This is a genomic window from Microbacterium sp. LWS13-1.2 (assembly GCF_040144835.1).
In the GTDB taxonomy this organism is placed as follows: Bacteria; Actinomycetota; Actinomycetes; order Actinomycetales; family Microbacteriaceae; genus Microbacterium.
Window position 1 is genome coordinate 2,064,096 of the sequence record NZ_CP151632.1, and the last position, 19,422, is coordinate 2,083,517.

Consider the following 19,422-nt stretch of genomic DNA (forward strand, 5'->3'; position numbering starts at 1 on the left):
AGTTCAGCTCATGACGAGGATGGGTTTGATGGTGGCGCCCGAGAGCGAGTCGGCCTCGGCCTGGTTGATCTCGGAGAGCGGGTAGGTGCGCACGAGCTTCTCGAAGGGGAAGACGCCTTCGCGCCAGTACCGCACGAGCTGGGGCAGCAGCACCTGCGGCACGGCGCCGCCCTCGAGGACGAACGTCACCGTCCGCCCCACGAGAAGGAGCGGCGATATGTCGATGCGTCCGCTTCCGGCTCCGACGAGCACCGCTTTGCCGCCCTGCCGCAGCGCCGAGATCGCGGTAGCGATCACGCCGGTCACCGCGGTCGTGTCGAACGAGAAGTCGACCCCGTCGGTATCGCCCTTGACCTGCTCGAGGACATCGTCGGCGTCGCCGGGGACGACCCTCGTCGCGCCCAGCTCCTGGGCGAGCTTCAGACGCGAGAGATGCAAGTCGACCACGACGATCTCTCCCGCACCGGCGATCTTCGCGGCCATGACGGCGGCGAGCCCGACCGCACCCGCCCCGAACACGGCGATGCTCTGCCCCGGCGCGAGCTTCATCTCGTTGAAGACCGAGCCCGCGCCTGTCTGCAAGCCGCAGCCCAGCGGGCCGAGGAGCTCCAGCGGGAGGTCGGGCGCGACGACGACGAGATTGCGCTCGGTCGCGACCGCGCGCTCGGCGAAGGACGACTGGCCGAACCAGCGGTTGCGCACCGTCGCCCCGTCTCCGTCGGTGATCGCAGCGGTGCCGTCGGCTCGCACGCCGAACATGTTGCGGGCGTTGAACTCCTCGCAGTAGGCGGGTGCTCCGGTGAGACATGCGCGACACCACCCGCAGGAGTCGAAGCTGAGCAGCACGTGGTCGCCGGGGCTGACACGGGTCACGGTGCTGCCGACCTCCTCCACCACGCCCGCACCCTCGTGTCCCGCGATGATCGGCGTGAACTCGGACGCCCGCGCGGGGTTTCGCAGGATGAGGTCGGTGTGGCACATGCCGCTGGCGACGACGCGAACGAGCACCTCGTCGGGGCGGAGCTCGCCGACAGCGACCTCTTCAATCTCGAAAGGGCGGTCGACACCGCGCAGGACAGCGGCGCGCATCAGGCCGGGATCCGCACCGGGAGGTGCTTGACGCCGTTGATGAAATCGCTCCGGAGATATTCGGGCTCGCCCACCTCCATGTCGGGCAGACGCGTGAGGATCTCGCGGAACAGTGCCCGCAGTTGCGCCTTGGCGACACCGTTGCCCAGACAGTAGTGCACGCCGCCGCCACCGAACCCGACGTGCGGGACACGCTCGCGCTGCAGGTCGAACACATGCGCATCCGGCCACGACTCCTCGTCACGGTTGCCCGAGCAGTAGAAGAGCACGACCTTGTCACCGCGCTCGATCTGCTGACCGCGGATCTCGACGTCCTCCATGGCCGTCCGAGCGAACTGGATGACGGGAGAGGCGTGACGGACGAACTCCTCGATCGACGCGGCGATGCGCCCGTCGAAGTCCTCGGTGAGCCACGCCTTCTGGTCGGGGTTGCGCCACAGCGAGACCACCGAGCGCGACGTCGTCTGCTTGGTCGTGTCGTTGCCCGCGACGCTCAGCAGCAGCATCATCGAGCCGATGTCCTGGGTGCTCAGCGGCTTGCCGTCCGGCTCGAAGTTGGCCAGCGCGGTTGCGATGTCGTCACCGGGGTTCGACCGGCGGTACTCCACGAGGTCGGCACCGATCTGCGTGAGCACCTGGATCTGCTGGAAGGCGAACTCCTGCCGGCTGAGGCCCTCCACCGCGAACTCGGGGTCTCCCGCGCCGACGAAGTTGTCGCCCGCCTCGGCGAAGGTGCGCACGAGGCTCTCCGGCACGCCCACGAGGTCGGCGACGGTGAGCATCGGGAGCTTGGCCGCGACATCCTTGACGAAGTCGAACTCGCCGCCGCCCTCGACGGCGCTGACGATCTGCTCTGCGCGCTCGTTGATCTTCTCGCTGAGTCGGTTGACCGCCTTGGGCGTGAAAGCCGCGCTCATGATCTGTCGATAGCGCGTGTGGTTGGGCGGATCCATCGTGAGGAAAGTGGGCGGAGCGGCGGCGCTGCGGTCGATCGCCCGGAAGGTGACCCCGCCGTTGGCCTGGTCCGAGCTGAAGATCTGGTGGTTCTGGCTGGCGAAGGTGATGTCCTCCTTCTTCGTCAGCGCCCAAAACCCCGCCTCGTGGTACTCCTCCGGAACATCGGTGACGTGGCGACTCTCGTGCCAGCTGACGGGGGCTTCCGCCCGCAGCCGCGCGAAAGTCTCGTCGCGTGCCTCGAATGTCTGATGCCAGAACGCGTCAGAGCTGATGTCCTCGTCGGTGGTCAGAGGGTGCTCCCGCGTGAAGGGGCCGTTGCCGTCGGGCGTCGTGATGGTCACTTCAGTGCTCCGGTCGATACGGGTTCGGCGGAGCGGTTCACTCCGTCGTGAGGTCAAGCGTTTCACACTCATGTATACATAAGCCTTGCATCGAAAAGACTATCCCGCAATTTCGGGCTGTCAATACCTTTCTGAGGTATACACGCATCATGCCGCTCCCGGCCTTCCGCGCGCGGACCGCCACCAGGACCGCACAGCGTTCGCCAGCGCGGCGACCAGCAGGACGATGCCGCCGATCAGCACCCACGGCATGCCGAAGGCCTCTGCCACGATGCCGCCGACGGTGGGTCCGATGATGGCCGTGACGTCGAACGTGATCCAGTAGATGCCCGCCGCTGCCGCCGTGCGCCCGTTGGGCGAGTCGGCGAGGAGCGCGCCGGCGGTCGACTGCTGCAGACCGCTGGCGAGCCCCAGGGCTGCGAAGGAGATCACGGCGATCGCGACCGCGGCGTCCGCGAAGAGGAAGAGCGTGAAGCTCGCGATCGCGGCGACGTAGGACCCCGCGAGCATCGGGAATCTTCCGATGCGGTCCGATATCGTGCCCGACGCCGTCGAGGCGATGACCTGCGAGACCGCACCCACTGTCAGCAGGAGTCCGACGAATCCCGCGGTATAGCCGATCAGCTCCATGTAAGTGGGCAGGATGGCGCTGCGCACGCCGTAGTAGAGCCCGCCGTTGACCGCCTGGCACACGACGACCGTGACGAACAGGTTGTCGCTCAGAAGGCGCCGCAGAAGGCTTCGCCCGGCGCCGAGGGCGGCCGCCTCCGGGTCCGCGGCCTCGGCCGCCTGGCGGGACACGGTGCGGATCGTGCGCACGCGATGCAGGAAGACAAGGGTCACCACAGCGGCCACGCACAGCGACGAGCCGTACACGATGAGTGGCAGGTGGGGGTCGATCGTCACCAGGAGACCGCCCAGCGCCGGCCCGGACACCGTGCCGATGCCCGTCATCGCGGCTAGCAGGCTCATCGACCGGCCGCGGCGGTCGGAGGGAGCCACCGCCACCATGAGGGCCGTCGAGGCGATCGTGAAGGCCGCGCTGCCCGCGCCGCTGATCGATCGCAGCAGGATGAAGGACGTGTAGTCCTGGGCCAGCCCGGCCGTGATCGTCGTCAGGCCCTGGAACGCCAGGCCGATCGCGAGGACCGGCTGCAGGCGCATGCGACGAAGGATGGGTGTGAGCGTGAGGTTCGTCATCAGTCGCGCCGCAGCGAAACCGCTAATCGCGACGCTCATGGCGGCGATGCCGACGCCGTAGTCGGCGCCGAGGGCCGGCAGAGAAGGCACCACGATGCCGAGCCCGATGGAGGACAGGAAGCTGATGAAGGCGAGGATCATCACCTCGCGGGGCAGCCTCATCGGGCCTTCCCCCCCGGCAGCGGTGGAAGGTGTATCACCAAGGGCGCGTCACTGCCGCGAGGGTCCGGCGAGCACCTGGATCTCGGTGAACCCGTAAAGGCCCCACGGCCCGTTCTCGACGCCGATGCCGCTCCACTTGTGACCCCCGAAGGGCAGATGCGGGCGCACCCCGCGGCCGTGCCGGTTGATCGCCACCTGGCCGGCGTCGATGCTCGGAGCCAGCGCCATGGCGCGCTCGGGGTCGCCGCTCCACACGGAGGCGGTGAGACCGAACTCGCTCGCGTTGGCGCGACGCACCGCGTCCGCCTCATCGGTGAAGGACACGACAGGCAGCACCGGTCCGAACTGCTCCTCGTCGACGACTCGGACTCCGTCGTCGACGTTGTCGAGGATGGTCGGGGTGTAGAAGTACCCCTCGTCGCCGATTCGGTTGCCGCCCGCGGCCACACGTGCGCCGCCGCGCACGGCGTCGTCGACGAGCTCGGCCACGCGGTCGAACTGCGCGCTGTTGTTGATGGGGCCGAGCTGTGCACCCTCGCTCATGCCGTCGGCGACGCGGACCTTCTTCGCGATCTCGGCAAGCGCCTCGACGAGATCGTCCTTGATGTCGCGGTGCGCGTAGACGCGCTTCACCGCGAAGCACAGCTGGCCGTTGTTGTTGAACCCGTTCCAGAAGAGGCGCTCGGCGATCTCCGCGACATCCACGTCGGGCAGGATGATCGCCGGGTCGTTGCCGCCGAGTTCGAGCGTGACACGCTTGAGGTCTTCCGCGGCGTTGAGCGCGACGGTCTTGCCGACCTCCGTGGAACCGGTGAAGCTCACCTTGCGCGGGATGGGATGCGCGACCATCGCGGAGCCGAGGCCACCCGATACGACGTTGAGGACGCCGTCGGGCACGATGCCGCGCGCAAGCCGCCCAAGCGCGAGCGTGGCCATCGGGGTGTACTGCGACGGCTTGACGACCATGGTGTTGCCCGCCCGCAGCGCCGGCGCGATCTTCCACACCGCGAGTGCGATGGGGAAGTTCCACGGGGTGATCGCGCTCACGACGCCCATGGGACGACGCACGACCTCCTCGTAGGCCTCGGCGTCGTCGCGGATGATCTCCTTCGGCAGCTCGAGGTCGGCGTAGTAGTCGAACCACATCGCCGAGGCCTGCAGCTCCCCGACCGAGTCGGACAGCGGGTGGCCCTGCTCCGCGGTTAGGATCGGAGCGAGCTCGTCGATGTTCTCGCGCAGCGCGCTCGCCAGGTCGCGCAGCACCTGCCGACGGCGGTCGTCGTCCTTCCGCCAATCCTCGAACGCGGCCTGCGCGGTCTCGAAGACGCCGGACAGCTGCTCGGGCGTCACCGCCGGCGCGAGCGCGAACGGACGGCCCGTCGCGGGGTTGAGCACCGGCAGGGTCGCGGCCGTCGGGAGGTCGGCGCCGCCGCTGGTGGCCGGGACGGTCAGCAGCTCATCGGTGGGAGTGGTCATGTCTGGCTCTTCTCTTTCATGCCGAGAGGCGGGCGACTTCATGCCGAGAGGCGGGCGACGTCGCCGTCGGCCGGCTCGAGCAGTGCGAGGGCGTCCGTATAGGGCGCCCGTTGTTGGATGAGGCGGCGCAGCTTCATGATCTTCCGCTGCTCGTTGAGGGTGGCCGCGCCCACCAGCCGGTCGCCGGTGCGGTAGAGGGCCACGAACTTGTCCTCTTCGGGACCGCCGGAGGCGAAGCTGACGCTTTCGGCGGTGGCGCTGCCGACGAACTGGATACGGCTCTTGTACCAGTCGCTCCAGAAGTAGGGCACCGTCTCGAAAGGCGCTCGCTTGTCGGGAAGAACGGCGTTGATCCCGGCGCGCGCACCCTGGTCGGCGGCGCTGGTCCAGTTCTCCAGCCGCATCGTGATGTCCATCACCCCGTTCGGCCAGTGGGTGACGTCCCCGGCCGCGTACACGCCCGGGATCGAGGACTGCAGGTAAGCGTTGCACACCACTCCGCCGTCGATCGGGTGCAGCTCAATGCCGGACGATGCGAGCCACGACGTCGCGGGCGCGGCGCCGATGCCCACGACCACGAGATCGGCGGGGATCCGCTCGCCGCCGGCGAGCTCCACGGCCTCGATCCGGCCCTCCCCGAGGAGCGCCTCGATCTTCGCGCCGCACACCAGGCGCACCCCGTTGCGCTCATGCAGGGTAGAGATCGCTGCGCCCACCACCTCCCCCACCGCGCGCACGAGCGGCACGGGCGCCGCCTCGAGGATCGTCACCGTCGCGCCCTTCTCATGGGCGGACGACGCGATCTCCGAGCCGATGAAGCCGGCGCCGATGATGACGACGTCGAGCCCGGCGCGCAGCCGTCCGCGGATCGCGAGCGCATCATCGAGGGTGCGCAGGGTGACGATGCCGTCGAGCTCGGGCGCGCCCGGCAGGTGCCGCGGGCTGGCGCCGGTTGCGATGATCAGTTCGTCGAACGCCACTCGCTCCCCATCGCTCAGCACGATCTCGCGCGCGTCGGGGTCGAGCTCGGACACACGGGTGGACAGGCGCAGCGCGATGCTCTGCTCGGCCAGCTCGCCCTCCGTCACGTAGTAGTCCGGCTGACCGTCTTCGGCGAGGTAGGCCTTCGACAGCGGCGGCCGGTCGTACGGCAGGTGGGTCTCGTCGCCGATGAGGGTGATGGCGCCCTCGTACCCCTCACGGCGTGCGGCCTGCGCGGCGCGCAGCCCCGAGAGCGAGGCGCCGACGATCACCAGCCCGCCGGCCATCAGGCGGCCTCCTCGATCCGGTGCAGCTTGAGCGCTGCGGCCGGGCAGGAGCGGATGGCCTCCTCGGCGAGCGCGAGGTCGCCCTCCGTCACCATCGGGTCGAGAACGACGAGCGAACCGTCTGCGCCGACCTCGAAGCGGTCCGGGTCGACGGACTCGCAAATGCCGATGCCGGTGCAGCGGCCGCGATCTACCACAATCTCCATTGACTTCTCCATCGATGACTCGCCGGACCGCCCGGTCCGTCCCTCCCGCTTCCATGCGGTCAATCAATTGTATACATAACCCGGCTCATCGGAAAGACGCGGGTATGATTACCCCTGTTCTGTATACCGGTCTCAGCGATAGCTGATCGGTAGCTGATGCACCACCGGACCGCCGGCGAACACCGTCCTCTCCGCGATGAGCTCATCCACCTCGGTCGGCGCCACCCCGATGGCGGCGAGCAGGGGACGGGTGTGCTCCCCGTTGCCCGGGGGCGACATCGGACCGCGACGCTGTGTGCGGCTGAACGCGGCGTAGCGGCCCGACTGCATGAATGTCGTCCCGTCGTCGGCCGGGCGGATGTGGAAGGCCTCCGCCTCGAGCAGCTCGGGGTCGCGCAGCACCTCCGAGACCTTGCGTGCGCGTGCCGAGGGGATGCCCGCGTGCGCGAGCGCGCGCAGCGCGTCGGCCACGGTGAGTGCGGCGATCGCGGCCGCGAGTTCGTCGCGCACCGGTCCGTCGCCGATCACCCCCGCCGCTTGCAAGCGCTCTACCGCGGCGTTGTCGTCGAACGTGTGCACGTCGATGCCGAGCCAGCCGTCTTGCGCCTCGTAGTACGAGCGCAGCGGGTGGGCGCCGCGGAAGTCCGCGCTTCCGACGACGGGGGACGGACGGCCCTCGTATCTGACCATCTCCTCCATCTGCAGGAACACCGATGTCGCCGCCAGCGAGTTCCACGTGCGCTGTCCGTGACCGGATATCTGGCGCTCGTACAGCCCCAGCAGTGCCACGAGGGCGCTCATCGCAGCGCTGGCCACATCGTTGATCGCGATGGTGTTTCCCACCGGGTCGTCGGAGCCGCCCCAGGCGGACATCATGCCACTCTCCGCCTGGATGACCATGTCGACTCCCGGCCGGTGGGCCTGGATACCGCCCTGCCCGTAGGCGGAGAGCGACTGCGTGACGATGCGCGGGTTCACCGCGGAGAGCGCCTCGTAGTCGATGTTGAGCTTCTTCATCACCCCGGGCCGCATCGCGTCCATCACGATGTCGGCGGTCTCGGCGAGGCGGTGGAACACCGCCTGCCCCGCCGCGGTGGACAGGTCGATGGAGACGCTGCGCATGCCGCGGTTGACGGTGTAACCAGACACCCGGAACGGGTCGCCGGTGATCGGTTCCACCTTGATGACCTCGGCGCCGAGCTCGCTCAGGAGCAGCCCCGCGTAGGGCGAGGCGACGAACGTGCCCATGTTGAGCACGCGGAACCCCGACAGCGGACCCGGCACGAACCGCGGTTGCACGTCGGGCTGCGCCGCCTTGGCGGGCCACGGCGCGATGCCGTTGTGCTGTCCGACCGACGGGGCGGGCCTGGTGACCCCGCCGGGGGTGCGCGTCAGCACGATCGGCACACCGGGCATCTCGACCGTGCCTCGCTCCGGGTCCTCCACCGAGACGTGCATGCCGATCGCGCGGACGATCTCGCTGTCGAACCATTCCTCGCGCGAGTTCATCGGTCCGCACGGGATCCCGATGCCCTCCACCAGCGTCAGCATCTCCTCACGCGTTCGAGACGAGAACGCCGACTCCAGCAGGTCGCGCACCCAGGGGAGGTTCTCGGGCAGCGCCATCCGAGCGGTCACGCCCGCGATCCGCTCGTCCTCGATGACGCTGTCCAGCCCGAGTGCGCGCAGGAGGCGCTCTTCGAACTTCGGACCCAGCGCCCCGATGGCCATCCATTTGCCGTCGCCGCACAGGAAGTGGCGGTAGGTGGGATGCCGACCGGCAGGACCCACGGTCGTCAGCGGGTCGGGAGCATTCGGGCTCGTGCTCACCGAGTAGATGTTCGCCCCGATCAGCGCGTTCACGCCCGTCACCGTGACCGTCTGGCCGAGACTCGACACGGTCCGCTCCACGAGCGCGGCGACGGCGCAGGTCGCCGCCCACAGCCCGTGGATGTAGGACAGGTGCGGCGACATGCTGGCGATCGCCCCGCCGCAGACGGAGGCCTGCCGCATCGCCTGCCCACCGACCGCGGCCAGCAGCAGGTGGGACTCCCCGCCGCCCCACGGGGCATGACCGTCGAGGTAGGCGGGGAGGCGGACGGTGATGAGGTGGGAGTTCTCCTGACCGGCACGCGCGACGGCGGAACCCCAGTCCGACAGCTCCGAGCCGTGCCCGAGCACGACGACATCCGCCCCGGCGACCGACGCCGCGAGCCACTCCAGGTCGGCGTGATGAGCGGGATCCACAACCACGCTGCGCTTGTTGCGGTGCCAGACGGCGTAGCCCGGATTGGCGGCCTGGGGGTCGGGCGCGGGCCCGTCGACGCGGATGACGTCGGCGCCGAAGTCTGCCAGGAACATCGTCGCGACCGGCCCCGCGATGCCGCCGGAGAGGTCGAGGACCCGAACCCCGGCCAAGGCCGTCACGGCCGACCCCGAAGCGTCACGCGTCCGCGGTCGATCACCACGTCGCCGGCGGAGTCGAGCGTGCGGAACAGGGCTCCGCCATCGGTCTTCCACACCTGGATGTCGAGCTCCTCGCCGAGCTGCACGGGCTTGGTGAACCGCCCGTACATGCTGCCGAAGACGGAGGGGTCGGAATCGGCGACGGCGTGCAGCAGTCCCCGCGCGGTGATGCCGTAGGTGCACATGCCGTGGAGGATCGGAGCGGGGAAGCCTGCGCGCTGGGCGAACACCGGGTCGCTGTGCAGCGGATTGCGATCGCCCGTGAGCCGGTAGATGAGGGCCTGCTCCGGCAGCGTGTCGTAGTGGATCGTCGCGTCGGGCTCGCGGTCGGGCACGGCCCAATCGTCCTTCGTACCCCGATCGCCGCCGTACCCGCCCTCGCCACGGATGAACAGCCCCGACCCCAGGCGCGCGAGAGGGGCACCGGTCTCGGCGTCGACGACGTCGGTCACGGTGGACACGAGCGCGCCCGAGCCCTTGTCGTAGATCCCGTCCACCCGCGCGGTTGAGACGACGCGTCCCTCCGCCGGCAAGTCGGCGAGCAGTTCGAAGCTCATCTCCGCATGCAGCATCCGCGTCATGTCGATAGAGAAGCCCTCAGGCAGCCGACCGCCTGAGGCGACGCAGATGAACGAGGGCAGCACACGGTGCGCGACGGAGGAGTTCTCGGTCGCGAACTCGAGCTCGCGCGAGGGGTCGCCGTGCCCGGCGCCGACGGCGACCGCGTACAGCAGCGTGTCCTTCACCGTCCACGACCGCTCGGTCGGCTCGCCGGCCATGCCGACGTACGTGAGATCCATGGGCATCTCGTCATCTCCTTCGTCAGGACGCTCCGTGCTCGGGCGCTGCGCCCTCGCGATACCGGAGGAAGTGGACCGGGTCGAGTTCGGTGCCCGGTGGGTAGGTGCCGTCGAACAGCGCAACGGCGTCGGGATGCAGTTCCAGAGCCGGGGAAACGGTCGCGGCGGGATCGCCGGCCGCCGCGGTCGCCACGATGACGCGGCGAGCGGCTCCCACGATGCTCAACTCGTCGCCGCCCGGAGTCCGGGCGAGTCGCGGGTCGCGCAGCTCGACGTTCAGCAGGCCGCCGTGGGCACGGATGACGACCGAGCCGGCTGCGGCGAGGGTGCCGTCCGCCTCGACGCCGCGGATCGGGAAGCCGAACCCTTCGGGCAGCTCGATCGCCCCATCGGAGCAGGTGATCTCGCCGCCGACCCCCGCCACGTAGCTGCGGAAGGAGGCTTTGACACCCCACACGAGCAACGCGGCCTCGGTGCGACCCGCCGCGATGAGGAGCCCGTCCTCGCGCGGCTGGTCGCCCTGCTCAGTCATCGACGATGGTCAGCGCCGCGGCCGGGCACGACCGGACCGCCTCCTCGACCTCGGCGCGGTAAGCGTCGCCGACCGTCTCGCGGACGAGGATGAGGACACCGTCGTCGCCGACCTCGAAGTACGCCGGGGAGATCGACTCGCAGATGCCGATCCCCGTGCACCGGCCCCGATTTACCGCGACCTTCATGACGTCAAACCTTCAGCTGAGACATGAACATCGAGTACGGGAGGCCCTCGGCGATCGGACGGAAGGCCCGCTCGAACTCGGGGGCGAGACCGGCGGCATCCCACGGCTTGTCACCGTCGAACGCCGCGATCTCCTCGGGCGTGTTGTACAGGCCGACGTGGAAACCGGCGGTGGAGATCGTGCGAGCCGAGAGCCAGTCCGACTGCTCAGAGCCGATGTACGCCACGACGGGGGCGATGTTGTCGGGCGACCGGCGCAGCTCCTCGATGTCGGGGGCGGCCTGCGTCGCGTCGCCGTTGGACGCGGCGGTGGGCCGGCGATCGTCGGGGATCGTCGCGGTGAGGCGGGTGGCCGCGCCCGGGGCGATCGCGTTAGCCGTCACGCCGTAGCGCGCCAGGCCGTTCGCGAGCGAGTGGGTCAGACCCACGACGCCCATCTTGGCGGCGGCGTAGTTCGGCTGGCCGGGCGACCCGTGCAGACCCGAGGCCGACGTGAAGTTGATGATCCGGTAGTGCCCGTCGGGGTTGCGCTGCTCACGCCAATACGCGGATGCGGGGCGGATGGTGCTGTAGTGCCCCTTGAGGTGGACACGGATGACAGCATCCCAGTCCTTCTCCTCCAGGTTGAAGATCATCCGGTCGCGGAGGATGCCGGCGACATTGACGAGGACGTCCAGCTTGCCGAAGTTCTCCAATGCGAGGTCGACGAGGCGCTTGCCGGTCTCGACATCGGCGACGTCGCCCCCGTCGGCGACCGCGACGGTCTCACCGGCCTGGGCGTTCAGCTCGGCGGCGATGTCCTGCGCGGGACCGGTGTCGGCTCCGGAGCCGTCGCCGGCGGAGCCCAGATCGTTCACGACGACGCGGGCGCCCTCCTGCACGTACAGCCGGGCGATGGAGGCACCGATGCCGCGGCCGGCGCCCGTGATGATGGCCACGCGGCCGTCGAGGATTCCCATATCACTCCTTCGTGTCGTCGCTCTTCCATCGAGCATTCTGGATACAAGCACATTTTCTGATCGTCAGCAAGATGCCGTTTTTCCGCCATCCGTGTCACATCGTTCGTTCTTCATGTATACACTAAGCCTCAGGGCGCGGCGACCACGCGCTCTCCCGCTGCCGCACACGCGACGACGAAGCGAAGGGTTCGACGATGACCACAGGGCCGGTTCCGAAGCCCACGCCGGAGACTCTCCCGTTCTGGGAGAGCACCAGGGCGCGCGCCATGAGCATCCAGCACTGCCTCGACTGCGGGGCGGCGATCTTCTACCCGCGCTCGTACTGCCCGAAATGCACGTCGAGCGACCTGGAATGGCGGCCCGTGTCGGGCCGCGCGACCCTGGCGTCCTACGTGATCAACCGGCGTCCCCTGCCGGTGTTCGAGGTCGAGCAGCAGATCATCGCGCTGGTGAACCTCGAAGAGGGCGTGCGCATGATGACGAACATCGTCGGGGTCGAGCCCGTCCCGACGGCGCTGCAGCTCGGCATGGCGCTCGAGCTCGACTACGACGAGCGCGGGGACCAGGTCCTCCCCGTGTTCCGACCCGCCCTGAAGGAGTCCGAATGATCAGCATGCACCGCGGCGACATCGCCATCGCGGGCGCGTCCGAGACCGCTCGCCTGGGCAAGATCCCCGACCAGTCGGTGCTGCAGCTGCACGCCGAGGCAGCGGTGCGCGCGCTCGCCGACGCTGGCATCGCGGCCGCGGAGGTGGACGGCATCGCCAACGACGGCATGCCCCCGTACGACGTGTCGGACTACCTCGGCATCCGTCCGCGCTGGTTGGACGGCACCTCGGTGGGCGGGGGCAGCTTCATGGTCCTCGTTCGCCACGCCGCGGCGGCGATCGCCTCGGGGGCCGCGGACGTCGTGCTCGTCACGCACGGCGAGTCGGGGCGCTCCCGCGTAGGCGCGCGGCCGTACGCGTCCGACGGGTCGTCCCTCGGCGGGCAGTTCGAGCACCCCTATGGCGCGATGGCCCCCTACTCGACCTTCACCACCCCCGTCCTGGCCTTCCTGGAAGGACGCGGGATGTCGCCGCGCGACCTCGCGGTGGTGGCCGCGGCGCAGCGCGAGTGGGCGGTGGGCAACCCCCGCGCCCTGCGCAACGAGCCGATCACCGTCGACGAGGTGCTCGCCGGGCCCGAGATCGCCTACCCGTTCACGCGCGACATGTGCTGCGTCGTGACCGACGGCGGAGGAGCACTCGTGCTCATGTCGGCCGAGCGCGCCGCCGACCTTCCCTCCGCCTCCCGCACCGTGTATCTGCTCGGCTCCGGTGAGGCGGCGGAGTCGCCGCTGCTGTCACAGATGGACGACCTGGAGTCGTTCGGCGCCTTCCGCTCGGCGAGTGCCGAGGCGTTCCGCACGGCCGGCATCACGCACGCCGACGTCGACCACATCATGTTCTACGACGCCTTCGCCCACCTGCCGCTGTACATGCTCGAAGACACCGGGTTCGTCGGGCGCGGCGAGTCGGGCGCCTTCTACGCCGAGGGGAACAGCCGTCCCGGCGGGCGGCTCCCCGTCAACACGAACGGCGGCGGGTTGTCGTACACGCACACCGGCAAGTACGGCATGTTCGCGATCCAGGAGGCGGTGCGACAGCTCCGCGGCGAGGCGTTCAACCAGGTCGAGGGAGTCGAGATCAGCTTCGTGCAGGGCATCGGGATGATGTTCGGATCGGCGGGCACCCTCATCCTCAGCAACCGGCGACCCTGACCAGCACGCGATGGCTGCCTCGGGGAACGGAGACGACGCGGGGGCGGAGAACGTCCGCACGGCGGACGCCCTCCTCGCCGCCTCCCGGCCCGAGCACCCGCGCGCCAAGGGCGGCTCGGGCCATGGACGACACCAGCTCCCCCACCGAGTGCGCGATCTCATCCGCTCCGCGGTGCTTGCCGGCACGTACTCCTCCGGCGACCAGCTGATCGAGGAGGCGCTCGTGCACCTGCACGGCGCGAGCCGCAACGCGATGCGCCATGCGCTGCAGCAGCTGCTGGCCGAGGGCGTCGTGTCGCGCGCTCCGCGCCGCGGGACGTATCCGAGCTGGGCCGGCGCCCGCGTTCACGTCCTCGACGTGTACCGCATCGACGGCGGGCGCATGGAGCCCGGCGGCATGCACCGCGAGCTCGTGGCCTCGACGCCGTATCTGCGTGAGAAGCTGCAGACCGACGAGCGGATGCTGCGGATGGTGGAGACAACCTCGATGCTGGGCGGCGAGCCGCTCGGCATCCGCACCGTCTACTTCAGCAGCCGCTTCGACATGGAGACGGAGGCTCGCCGCGGCACGTCGCCCATCACTCTGGCGGAGGTCATCGCGGGGATCTTCGCCCGCGAGCTCGGTCGCGTGACCACCGAGATCAGCGCGACGGTGGCCGATGCGGGGGTGGCGCGGATCCTGGGCGTCGCTCCGAGTTCGCCGGTGCTGCGTCGCGAGCAGCTCATCCACGACGACGACGGAAGGCCGGTGGAGATAGCCTTCGACGCGCTGAGGGCGGACCGGGCCACCTTCACGATGTTCGACGATCCCCACCTCGCCCCCGCCTGACCACGCCCCGTCGCTCAGGCCTCGGCCACCGCATCCCACGCGGGCGGAACCGGCAAGCCGAGATGTCCGCGCAGCGTCGTCTCGGTGTACGCCTCTCGGAAGTACCCCCGCGACTGCAGCTCGGGAACGAGCTGCTCGCGGATCGCGTCGACCGAGGCGGGGAAGGTCGGGGCGTTGAGGCTGAAGCCGTCGCACGCGCCCGACTCGAACCAGTCGACCATGCGGTCCGCGACCTGCGAGGCCGTGCCGACCATCGCGGCATGCCCGGTCACGCTGCGCCAGTTGATGAAGATGTCGCGGAGCGTGTAGTCCTCCTCGACCGTGAGGTGGCGGTATACCGCGAGACGCGCGACGGTGGCGTCGGGGATGTTCTCGAAGCGCTCGAGCGGGATCTTCTCGTTCAGGTCGAGATCGGACACGTCGGCGCCCAGGTTGCGCGAAAGCGTCACGCGGGCGTCGTCGAAGTCGATGAACGCCACGAGGCTCTCGTACAGGTCTCGTGCCTCCTTCTCGGTGCGGCCGATGTAGGGGCTGAGGCCCGGGATGATCTTGACGCGATCGGGGTTGCGACCCCGTTGAAGTACGGGCCCTGGGCGTGAAAGGCGTCCAGCACATCCGGGCGGGCGATGACTGCCGCGACCGGGAACCCGTTGCCCATGGGCTTTGGAGCGCCTCGCGCTCGCGCTCGCGGATGCGCGATCGGCCCGGTGACATGGACGAGCGCCGACGGCTGATCGAGCGCATCCGACGGATGCTCGCCGAGGCGCAGTACGCGGCCGGGGAGCGGATCGGCTCGGAACGGGCTCTCGCCGAGGATCTGGGCGTGACGCGATCGGAACTCCGGGAGCGCTCGAGCCGCTCGAGCGAGAGGGCGCTATCCGCCGATCGATGGGCCGTACGGGCGGTGTCTTCGCCTGGGACGGCGGCAAGGTCGAACGACAGCTCAACGCGATCGAGGGCGTTCCCGCGATGCTTCGCCGCCAGAGGGCTGCCCCGGCGGCAGGGAATCAGCCCTCGACCGCCTCGACCGGCGCCTTCGAGACGTCGACCCTCTTGGGCAGAGGAGACACCGCGGTCAGAAGCTGAAGACCACGCTCGACATCGGGCTCGGCGTCGTCGACCCAGACCTCGATCGCGGCCATCCCGCCTCCGGTGACGTATGCTGCGACGAACTCGATCGCCAGATCGTCGGCCGGCGAAATCCCCGCGGGAAGCAGCTCCGGGTGGCTGCGCAGGTCTTCCTCGTTGATGATGCGGAACGACGTGGCGAGAGTCCTCCGGAGCGCCTGCATCAGCTCCTTACGCATCGGGCCGCCGTAGATCCGAGCCCACTTCGCGATGTGCTCCATCGAGGTGCGCACCCGCAGCGATCGCGCCTCCTCGGCGTCGTACTGTTCATCGATCTCGTCGTAGGCGGTGAGCAGCTCGTCGCTCAGTGCCTCCGCCAGCAGCTGCATCGGACTAGAGGCGTACCGGTAGTAGTCGTCCCGTGGGATGCCGGCGGCCGAGGACACTGCAGCGACGGTGAGCTCCGTCCCCGGGCTGTTCGACGCGAGATCCAGAACCGCGCGGCGCAGCGCCTCCACCACTTCGTGGTTGTCCATGTCAGGAGTCTACGTCGGGCGGCGCGGGCACGGCGGCCGAGCCCGTCCGGATGATGCCCGCGATCGCGATCGGGCCGATGACCGTCGCGTGGATCCGGCCGATCGGGAATCCTCCTAAGACTCGAGCAGCGAGTCACCCCGGAAGAGAGCCGAGCACGTCGGCGAGGCTGTTGCGCAGATGGACGGCGGTCACCTGGGCCGCGAACACCTCGTCCCCCTCGAGGATGGCCTCCACTATCTGAGTGTGCTCGAACGTCGCTTGGGAGAGCCTGTCCGCGTTCGACCGGGCGTGGAAGCGCACCCGCGCGATCTGGCCGCGGATGTCCTCGAGCGCGGACCGGAGGTACCTGCTGTCGGCGGCCTCGTCGATGGCGGAGTCGAGTTCGCTGGAGAGGAAGTACGGCCGGCGCCCGTCGAGCGGCTGTCCCTCCTCCGGCCCGCGCCGGAACTCGGTCAGCAGTGCCGCGAACCTCTCGGGGTCCCGGCGCCGTGCAGCGAGGCGCGCCGCTTGGGTCTCGAGCGCCTCGCGGAGCTCGAAGAGCTCGACGACGTGCTTGTGCGACAGTGGTGCGACGATCGCCGTACGACCGGAGGCGGCGACCAGGCCCTCGGCCGCCAGACGCGCGAGCGCCTCCCGGATCGGGGTGCGCGAGACGCCGATCCGTTCCGCCGTCTCGATCTCGCCGAGAAGCGTGCCGGGCTTGAGCACCCAATCGATGATCTCCTGGCGCAGTTGCTCATAAGCCACATCGCTCGCCCTCACGAGGGACATCCTAGGACGACGCGCGGTCCGCGCTCGCCGGACTGCACTCACGGTCCTCATCGGCTCTTCGGCATCGGGCGAGCGGAGCGCGGGACGCCCGTGATCCCGATCGCGCTGCCGGACGCTCTGCTCAGCAGGCCCCGCGTCGGCAGGAGGAGCCTCGAGACCGACCGGCGCCGATATTCTCGTCCGCGCCATCGACCCTGCGCGATTCGAAGCAGCGGCGGAGAAGGTGAGCTACGACGGTCCCATGCGCATACCCTCGCCGCGTCAGGAGAGCCGACGGGCGGCGGGGGGCGTGAAGGTCCTGGGGGCCGATCCGGTCGCCGCGACCATCGAGCCGAGGAGTGCGAGGCGTTCTGCCGACTCTGTGCCGGGCTGCGCGTGGTAGACGACGAGCATGATGCCGTCGGTCCCCGCGATGGCGAGCTTCTCGCGTTCGAGCCGGAGCTGCCCGACGGTGGGGTGCTCCAACACGACGGTGGCGCCGGTACGTTCGGCGATGTCGTGTCGTGCCCACAACTGACGGAATCCAGGACTCGCCAGGGACAGTTCACCGACGAGTTCGACGACGCGAGGGTCATCGATGCTGCGTCCGACGGTTCTGCGGAACCCGGCGAGCAGGGCGGCGGCGGCTCGTTCCCAGTCCTCGAAGAGGTCCTGCTCCGCCTCGTCGAGGAACACATCCCGGAGACGGTTGCCGCCCGCCACCAGCCGCGGGGAGACGGCTGCGGCGAGAGGGTTTGCAGCGAGGACGTCCAGGTAGCGGCCTTCAGCGAAGGCGGGGAACGGGAGCTGGTCGATGAGCTGCGCGGTGCTGGCCGGGAGGGTTTCCCTCCGGGACTTGGGACGTTTCCGGTGTGGGCGTTCGGCGGCGAGGCTGAGGAGATAGGCGTCGTCGTCGAGCTGGAGGACGCGGGCGATCGCTTCGAGGACCTGGGTGGACGGGTGGCGGTCGCGTCCCTGCTCGAGCCGGAGGTAGTACTCGGCGCTGATGCCGGAGAGCATCGCGACTTCTTCGCGACGGAGGCCGGGCACGCGCCGGACACCGAGGGCGGGAATGCCGACCTGTTCGGGAGTGACGAGCTCGCGGCGGGCTCGGAGGTACTCGCCCAGGGTGTTCGGCTCATCGGTCATGTCGACCACGGTAATCGCCGGCGTGCAACGGCGGGTATGCCCTGTGACTACCAGTGTCACCAGGGGTCTGGGTCCTCACGGGTGACGTGGCGAGGATCGTGATGTCGCTTGATACACAGACCACGAAAGGGCTCTCATGTCGCAGGTTCTCGTCACCGGCGGGTCCGGTTTCATCGCCGGCCACGTCATAACCCACCTCCTGGCGCAGGGGCACACTGTGCGCTCCACGATCCGTTCCCTCCGCAAGGAGAACAGCGTCCGCACGATGCTCCGTGACGCCGGCGTGACCCGGGACGAGGCTCTGACCTTCGTCGAGGCGGACCTGATGGATGACGCCGGGTGGGCGGACGCGGTCGCTGGGATGGACCACGTCATCCACCTCGCCTCCCCCCTCCACACCGGCAAGGTCAAGGACGAGGAAGAGGTCATCGCCCCCGCCCGCGACGGCGCTCTCCGCGTCCTCCGCGCGGCCCGCGATGCGGGGATCAAGCGCGTCGTGCTGACGTCCGCGTTCCACGCCGTCGGGTTCGGTCACGGCCACATCGATCACGTGTTCACCGAGGACGACTGGTCGCCGTTGAACGGTCCCGGCGTCGACGTGTACGGGCGCAGCAAGATCCTCGCCGAGAAGGCGGCCTGGGACTTCATCGCGCAGCCCGGCATGACGATGGAGCTGACGACGATCCTGCCTGTCGCGGTGATGGGGCCGGTCATGGGCGAGGACGTCTCCGGTGCGAACCACATCATCCACAACAGCCTGAGTGGTGCGATGCCGGGCTATCCGAACATGTTCGTCCCCATTGTGGACGTGCGGGACGTCGCCGCGGCGCACGTCGCCGCGATGACCGCGGCTGGTGCGGCCGGTGAGCGGTTCCTGGTGGGTACCGGCGAGCCGGCGATCGCGATGAAGGAGATCGGCGCGATCCTCAAGGCCGAGCTCGGCGACAAGGCATCGAAGGTCCCGTCCCGGTCGATCCCGGACGTCGTCGTCCGGCTCACCGCCCTGTTCCGGGACGAGTTCAAGTCCGTTGCCGCGGACCTCGGCTACGTCAAGCGGGTCTCCAACACCAAGACTGTCACCGTCCTCGGCATCACCCCGCGGCCTGCCCGCGAGGCGATCGTCACCGCGGGCCGCAGCATGATCGCCCGCGGATTCGCAGGCTGACATTCCCCACCTACATGCATCGTCGGGAGACATCACCATGACCATCGCGCTCACCGCCGGCGCCAATAGAAGCCGACGCTGAACGCCACGATCTTGGCGGCCGGTTCCGACCTCGAGGGCTTAGGGCTGCGGAGGCTCACCCGCGGATGCGCTGTCATCGCGCGGACGCGCGCTCGCCCGAACTACAACGGGCCTTTGGCTCGCGGGCCGACCCGGCCCCTCGCTGCTCTACCTCCCGCCGCCGCCGCCGGAGGTTGCTGCTGCACCCGTCTCTGTGGTGCGCGCGTCGGTGCTCGCTGCTGAGCTGATCGGAATTGGTGCGCCACCGCCACCTCGAGCACTCGACCGCGCAGACGGGTGCCGACGTTGCGACTGAGCTCGAGCCGCTCGACGAGCTGCCTGCACCAGTGGCCGGATGGCGCATGGAAGCCGCAACGTCGGGAAGCGGGAGATCTTCGTCGACGGCGACCGCCTCGCGGTCCGCCTCCTGAACTCGCGGACGCGAGCCAAGGAGTAGAAC

At 69.3% G+C, this 19,422-nt stretch carries 19 protein-coding genes; 4 read left to right on the forward strand and 15 right to left on the reverse strand.

Annotated features, from left to right (window positions below; all coding sequences use genetic code 11):
- Window positions 1-3: 3 nt before the first annotated feature.
- The 11 genes from MRBLWS13_RS09855 to MRBLWS13_RS09905 form a co-directional block, all read right to left on the reverse strand.
- The gene (locus MRBLWS13_RS09855) at window positions 4-1,089 is read right to left on the reverse strand and encodes an NAD(P)-dependent alcohol dehydrogenase (protein WP_349428869.1); all 1,086 of its coding nucleotides are present in this window, start codon (window positions 1,087-1,089) and stop codon (window positions 4-6) included.
- Window positions 1,089-2,387: a cytochrome P450 gene (locus MRBLWS13_RS09860; RefSeq protein WP_349428870.1), complete on the reverse strand. Its 1,299-nt coding sequence runs from the start codon at window positions 2,385-2,387 to the stop codon at window positions 1,089-1,091. The genes MRBLWS13_RS09855 and MRBLWS13_RS09860 overlap by 1 nt, the downstream gene beginning before the upstream one ends.
- 147 nt (window positions 2,388-2,534) lie before the next feature.
- Window positions 2,535-3,749, reverse strand: a complete 1,215-nt coding sequence (locus MRBLWS13_RS09865) for an MFS transporter (RefSeq protein ID WP_349428871.1) — start codon at window positions 3,747-3,749, stop codon at window positions 2,535-2,537.
- 48 nt (window positions 3,750-3,797) lie between these two features.
- A complete protein-coding gene (locus tag MRBLWS13_RS09870; RefSeq protein WP_349428872.1) occupies window positions 3,798-5,225 on the reverse strand; it encodes an aldehyde dehydrogenase family protein in 1,428 nt (475 codons plus the stop codon).
- Between the two features lie 38 nt (window positions 5,226-5,263).
- Window positions 5,264-6,493 (reverse strand): FAD-dependent oxidoreductase, encoded by a 1,230-nt coding sequence (locus tag MRBLWS13_RS09875; RefSeq protein ID WP_349428873.1) that lies wholly within the window; start codon window positions 6,491-6,493, stop codon window positions 5,264-5,266.
- A complete protein-coding gene (locus tag MRBLWS13_RS09880) occupies window positions 6,493-6,762 on the reverse strand; it encodes a ferredoxin (RefSeq protein WP_349428874.1) in 270 nt (89 codons plus the stop codon). Before MRBLWS13_RS09880 ends, MRBLWS13_RS09875 begins: the two co-directional genes overlap by 1 nt.
- Before the next feature lie 69 nt (window positions 6,763-6,831).
- Window positions 6,832-9,126 carry a CoA transferase gene (locus MRBLWS13_RS09885; RefSeq protein WP_349428875.1) on the reverse strand — a complete coding sequence of 765 codons (2,295 nt, stop codon included), beginning with the start codon at window positions 9,124-9,126 and terminating at the stop codon, window positions 6,832-6,834.
- Window positions 9,123-9,971, reverse strand: coding sequence for a MaoC/PaaZ C-terminal domain-containing protein (locus MRBLWS13_RS09890; protein ID WP_349428876.1), 849 nt, complete (start codon window positions 9,969-9,971; stop codon window positions 9,123-9,125). Before MRBLWS13_RS09890 ends, MRBLWS13_RS09885 begins: the two co-directional genes overlap by 4 nt.
- A 16-nt stretch (window positions 9,972-9,987) precedes the next feature.
- The gene (locus MRBLWS13_RS09895; RefSeq protein ID WP_349428877.1) at window positions 9,988-10,497 is read right to left on the reverse strand and encodes an HtaA domain-containing protein; all 510 of its coding nucleotides are present in this window, start codon (window positions 10,495-10,497) and stop codon (window positions 9,988-9,990) included.
- Window positions 10,490-10,684: a ferredoxin gene (locus MRBLWS13_RS09900; protein ID WP_349428878.1), complete on the reverse strand. Its 195-nt coding sequence runs from the start codon at window positions 10,682-10,684 to the stop codon at window positions 10,490-10,492. The genes MRBLWS13_RS09895 and MRBLWS13_RS09900 overlap by 8 nt, the downstream gene beginning before the upstream one ends.
- Before the next feature lie 4 nt (window positions 10,685-10,688).
- Window positions 10,689-11,642 (reverse strand): SDR family NAD(P)-dependent oxidoreductase, encoded by a 954-nt coding sequence (locus tag MRBLWS13_RS09905; protein ID WP_349428879.1) that lies wholly within the window; start codon window positions 11,640-11,642, stop codon window positions 10,689-10,691.
- 194 nt (window positions 11,643-11,836) lie between these two features.
- Between MRBLWS13_RS09905 and MRBLWS13_RS09910 the strand changes: the two genes are divergently transcribed.
- From MRBLWS13_RS09910 to MRBLWS13_RS09920, 3 genes are read left to right on the forward strand one after another with little or no spacing between them, the layout of a single operon-like run.
- Window positions 11,837-12,250 carry an OB-fold domain-containing protein gene (locus tag MRBLWS13_RS09910; protein ID WP_349428880.1) on the forward strand — a complete coding sequence of 138 codons (414 nt, stop codon included), beginning with the start codon at window positions 11,837-11,839 and terminating at the stop codon, window positions 12,248-12,250.
- Window positions 12,247-13,404: a thiolase domain-containing protein gene (locus MRBLWS13_RS09915; RefSeq protein WP_349428881.1), complete on the forward strand. Its 1,158-nt coding sequence runs from the start codon at window positions 12,247-12,249 to the stop codon at window positions 13,402-13,404. Before MRBLWS13_RS09910 ends, MRBLWS13_RS09915 begins: the two co-directional genes overlap by 4 nt.
- Before the next feature lie 10 nt (window positions 13,405-13,414).
- Window positions 13,415-14,233, forward strand: a complete 819-nt coding sequence (locus MRBLWS13_RS09920) for a GntR family transcriptional regulator (protein ID WP_349428882.1) — start codon at window positions 13,415-13,417, stop codon at window positions 14,231-14,233.
- 14 nt (window positions 14,234-14,247) lie between these two features.
- Here the strand turns inward: MRBLWS13_RS09920 and MRBLWS13_RS09925 are convergent, their stop codons facing one another.
- From MRBLWS13_RS09925 to MRBLWS13_RS09940, 4 genes are all read right to left on the reverse strand, one after another.
- Entirely contained in the window at window positions 14,248-14,712 is a 465-nt protein-coding gene (locus tag MRBLWS13_RS09925; RefSeq protein ID WP_349428883.1) for a hypothetical protein, read from the reverse strand.
- 528 nt (window positions 14,713-15,240) lie between these two features.
- Window positions 15,241-15,837, reverse strand: coding sequence for a hypothetical protein (locus MRBLWS13_RS09930; protein ID WP_349428884.1), 597 nt, complete (start codon window positions 15,835-15,837; stop codon window positions 15,241-15,243).
- 133 nt (window positions 15,838-15,970) lie between these two features.
- On the reverse strand, window positions 15,971-16,609 hold the full coding sequence (locus tag MRBLWS13_RS09935) for a GntR family transcriptional regulator (protein ID WP_349428885.1): 639 nt from the start codon (window positions 16,607-16,609) through the stop codon (window positions 15,971-15,973).
- A 261-nt stretch (window positions 16,610-16,870) separates the two neighbouring features.
- On the reverse strand, window positions 16,871-17,737 hold the full coding sequence (locus tag MRBLWS13_RS09940; protein ID WP_349428886.1) for a helix-turn-helix transcriptional regulator: 867 nt from the start codon (window positions 17,735-17,737) through the stop codon (window positions 16,871-16,873).
- 136 nt (window positions 17,738-17,873) lie between these two features.
- Here MRBLWS13_RS09940 and MRBLWS13_RS09945 point away from each other — a divergent pair, with 136 nt between their 5' ends.
- Window positions 17,874-18,902 carry an NAD-dependent epimerase/dehydratase family protein gene (locus MRBLWS13_RS09945; protein WP_349428887.1) on the forward strand — a complete coding sequence of 343 codons (1,029 nt, stop codon included), beginning with the start codon at window positions 17,874-17,876 and terminating at the stop codon, window positions 18,900-18,902.
- Window positions 18,903-19,422: the final 520 nt, after the last annotated feature.

Excerpts from the sequence above, each read along its gene's own strand:
- MRBLWS13_RS09900 (WP_349428878.1), bottom strand. The coding sequence starts at position 10,684 with ATGAAGGTCGCGGTAAATCGGGGCCGGTGCACGGGGATCGGCATCTGC.
- MRBLWS13_RS09920 (WP_349428882.1), top strand. The coding sequence starts at position 13,415 with ATGGCTGCCTCGGGGAACGGAGACGACGCGGGGGCGGAGAACGTCCGC.
- MRBLWS13_RS09890 (WP_349428876.1), bottom strand. The coding sequence starts at position 9,971 with ATGCCCATGGATCTCACGTACGTCGGCATGGCCGGCGAGCCGACCGAG.
- MRBLWS13_RS09910 (WP_349428880.1), top strand. The coding sequence starts at position 11,837 with ATGACCACAGGGCCGGTTCCGAAGCCCACGCCGGAGACTCTCCCGTTC.
- MRBLWS13_RS09940 (WP_349428886.1), bottom strand. The coding sequence starts at position 17,737 with ATGACCGATGAGCCGAACACCCTGGGCGAGTACCTCCGAGCCCGCCGC.
- MRBLWS13_RS09930 (WP_349428884.1), bottom strand. The coding sequence starts at position 15,837 with ATGGACAACCACGAAGTGGTGGAGGCGCTGCGCCGCGCGGTTCTGGAT.
- MRBLWS13_RS09865 (WP_349428871.1), bottom strand. The coding sequence starts at position 3,749 with ATGAGGCTGCCCCGCGAGGTGATGATCCTCGCCTTCATCAGCTTCCTG.
- MRBLWS13_RS09945 (WP_349428887.1), top strand. The coding sequence starts at position 17,874 with ATGTCGCAGGTTCTCGTCACCGGCGGGTCCGGTTTCATCGCCGGCCAC.
- MRBLWS13_RS09870 (WP_349428872.1), bottom strand. The coding sequence starts at position 5,225 with ATGACCACTCCCACCGATGAGCTGCTGACCGTCCCGGCCACCAGCGGC.
- MRBLWS13_RS09935 (WP_349428885.1), bottom strand. The coding sequence starts at position 16,609 with ATGTCCCTCGTGAGGGCGAGCGATGTGGCTTATGAGCAACTGCGCCAG.
- MRBLWS13_RS09855 (WP_349428869.1), bottom strand. The coding sequence starts at position 1,089 with ATGCGCGCCGCTGTCCTGCGCGGTGTCGACCGCCCTTTCGAGATTGAA.
- MRBLWS13_RS09905 (WP_349428879.1), bottom strand. The coding sequence starts at position 11,642 with ATGGGAATCCTCGACGGCCGCGTGGCCATCATCACGGGCGCCGGCCGC.
- MRBLWS13_RS09895 (WP_349428877.1), bottom strand. The coding sequence starts at position 10,497 with ATGACTGAGCAGGGCGACCAGCCGCGCGAGGACGGGCTCCTCATCGCG.
- MRBLWS13_RS09915 (WP_349428881.1), top strand. The coding sequence starts at position 12,247 with ATGATCAGCATGCACCGCGGCGACATCGCCATCGCGGGCGCGTCCGAG.
- MRBLWS13_RS09875 (WP_349428873.1), bottom strand. The coding sequence starts at position 6,493 with ATGGCCGGCGGGCTGGTGATCGTCGGCGCCTCGCTCTCGGGGCTGCGC.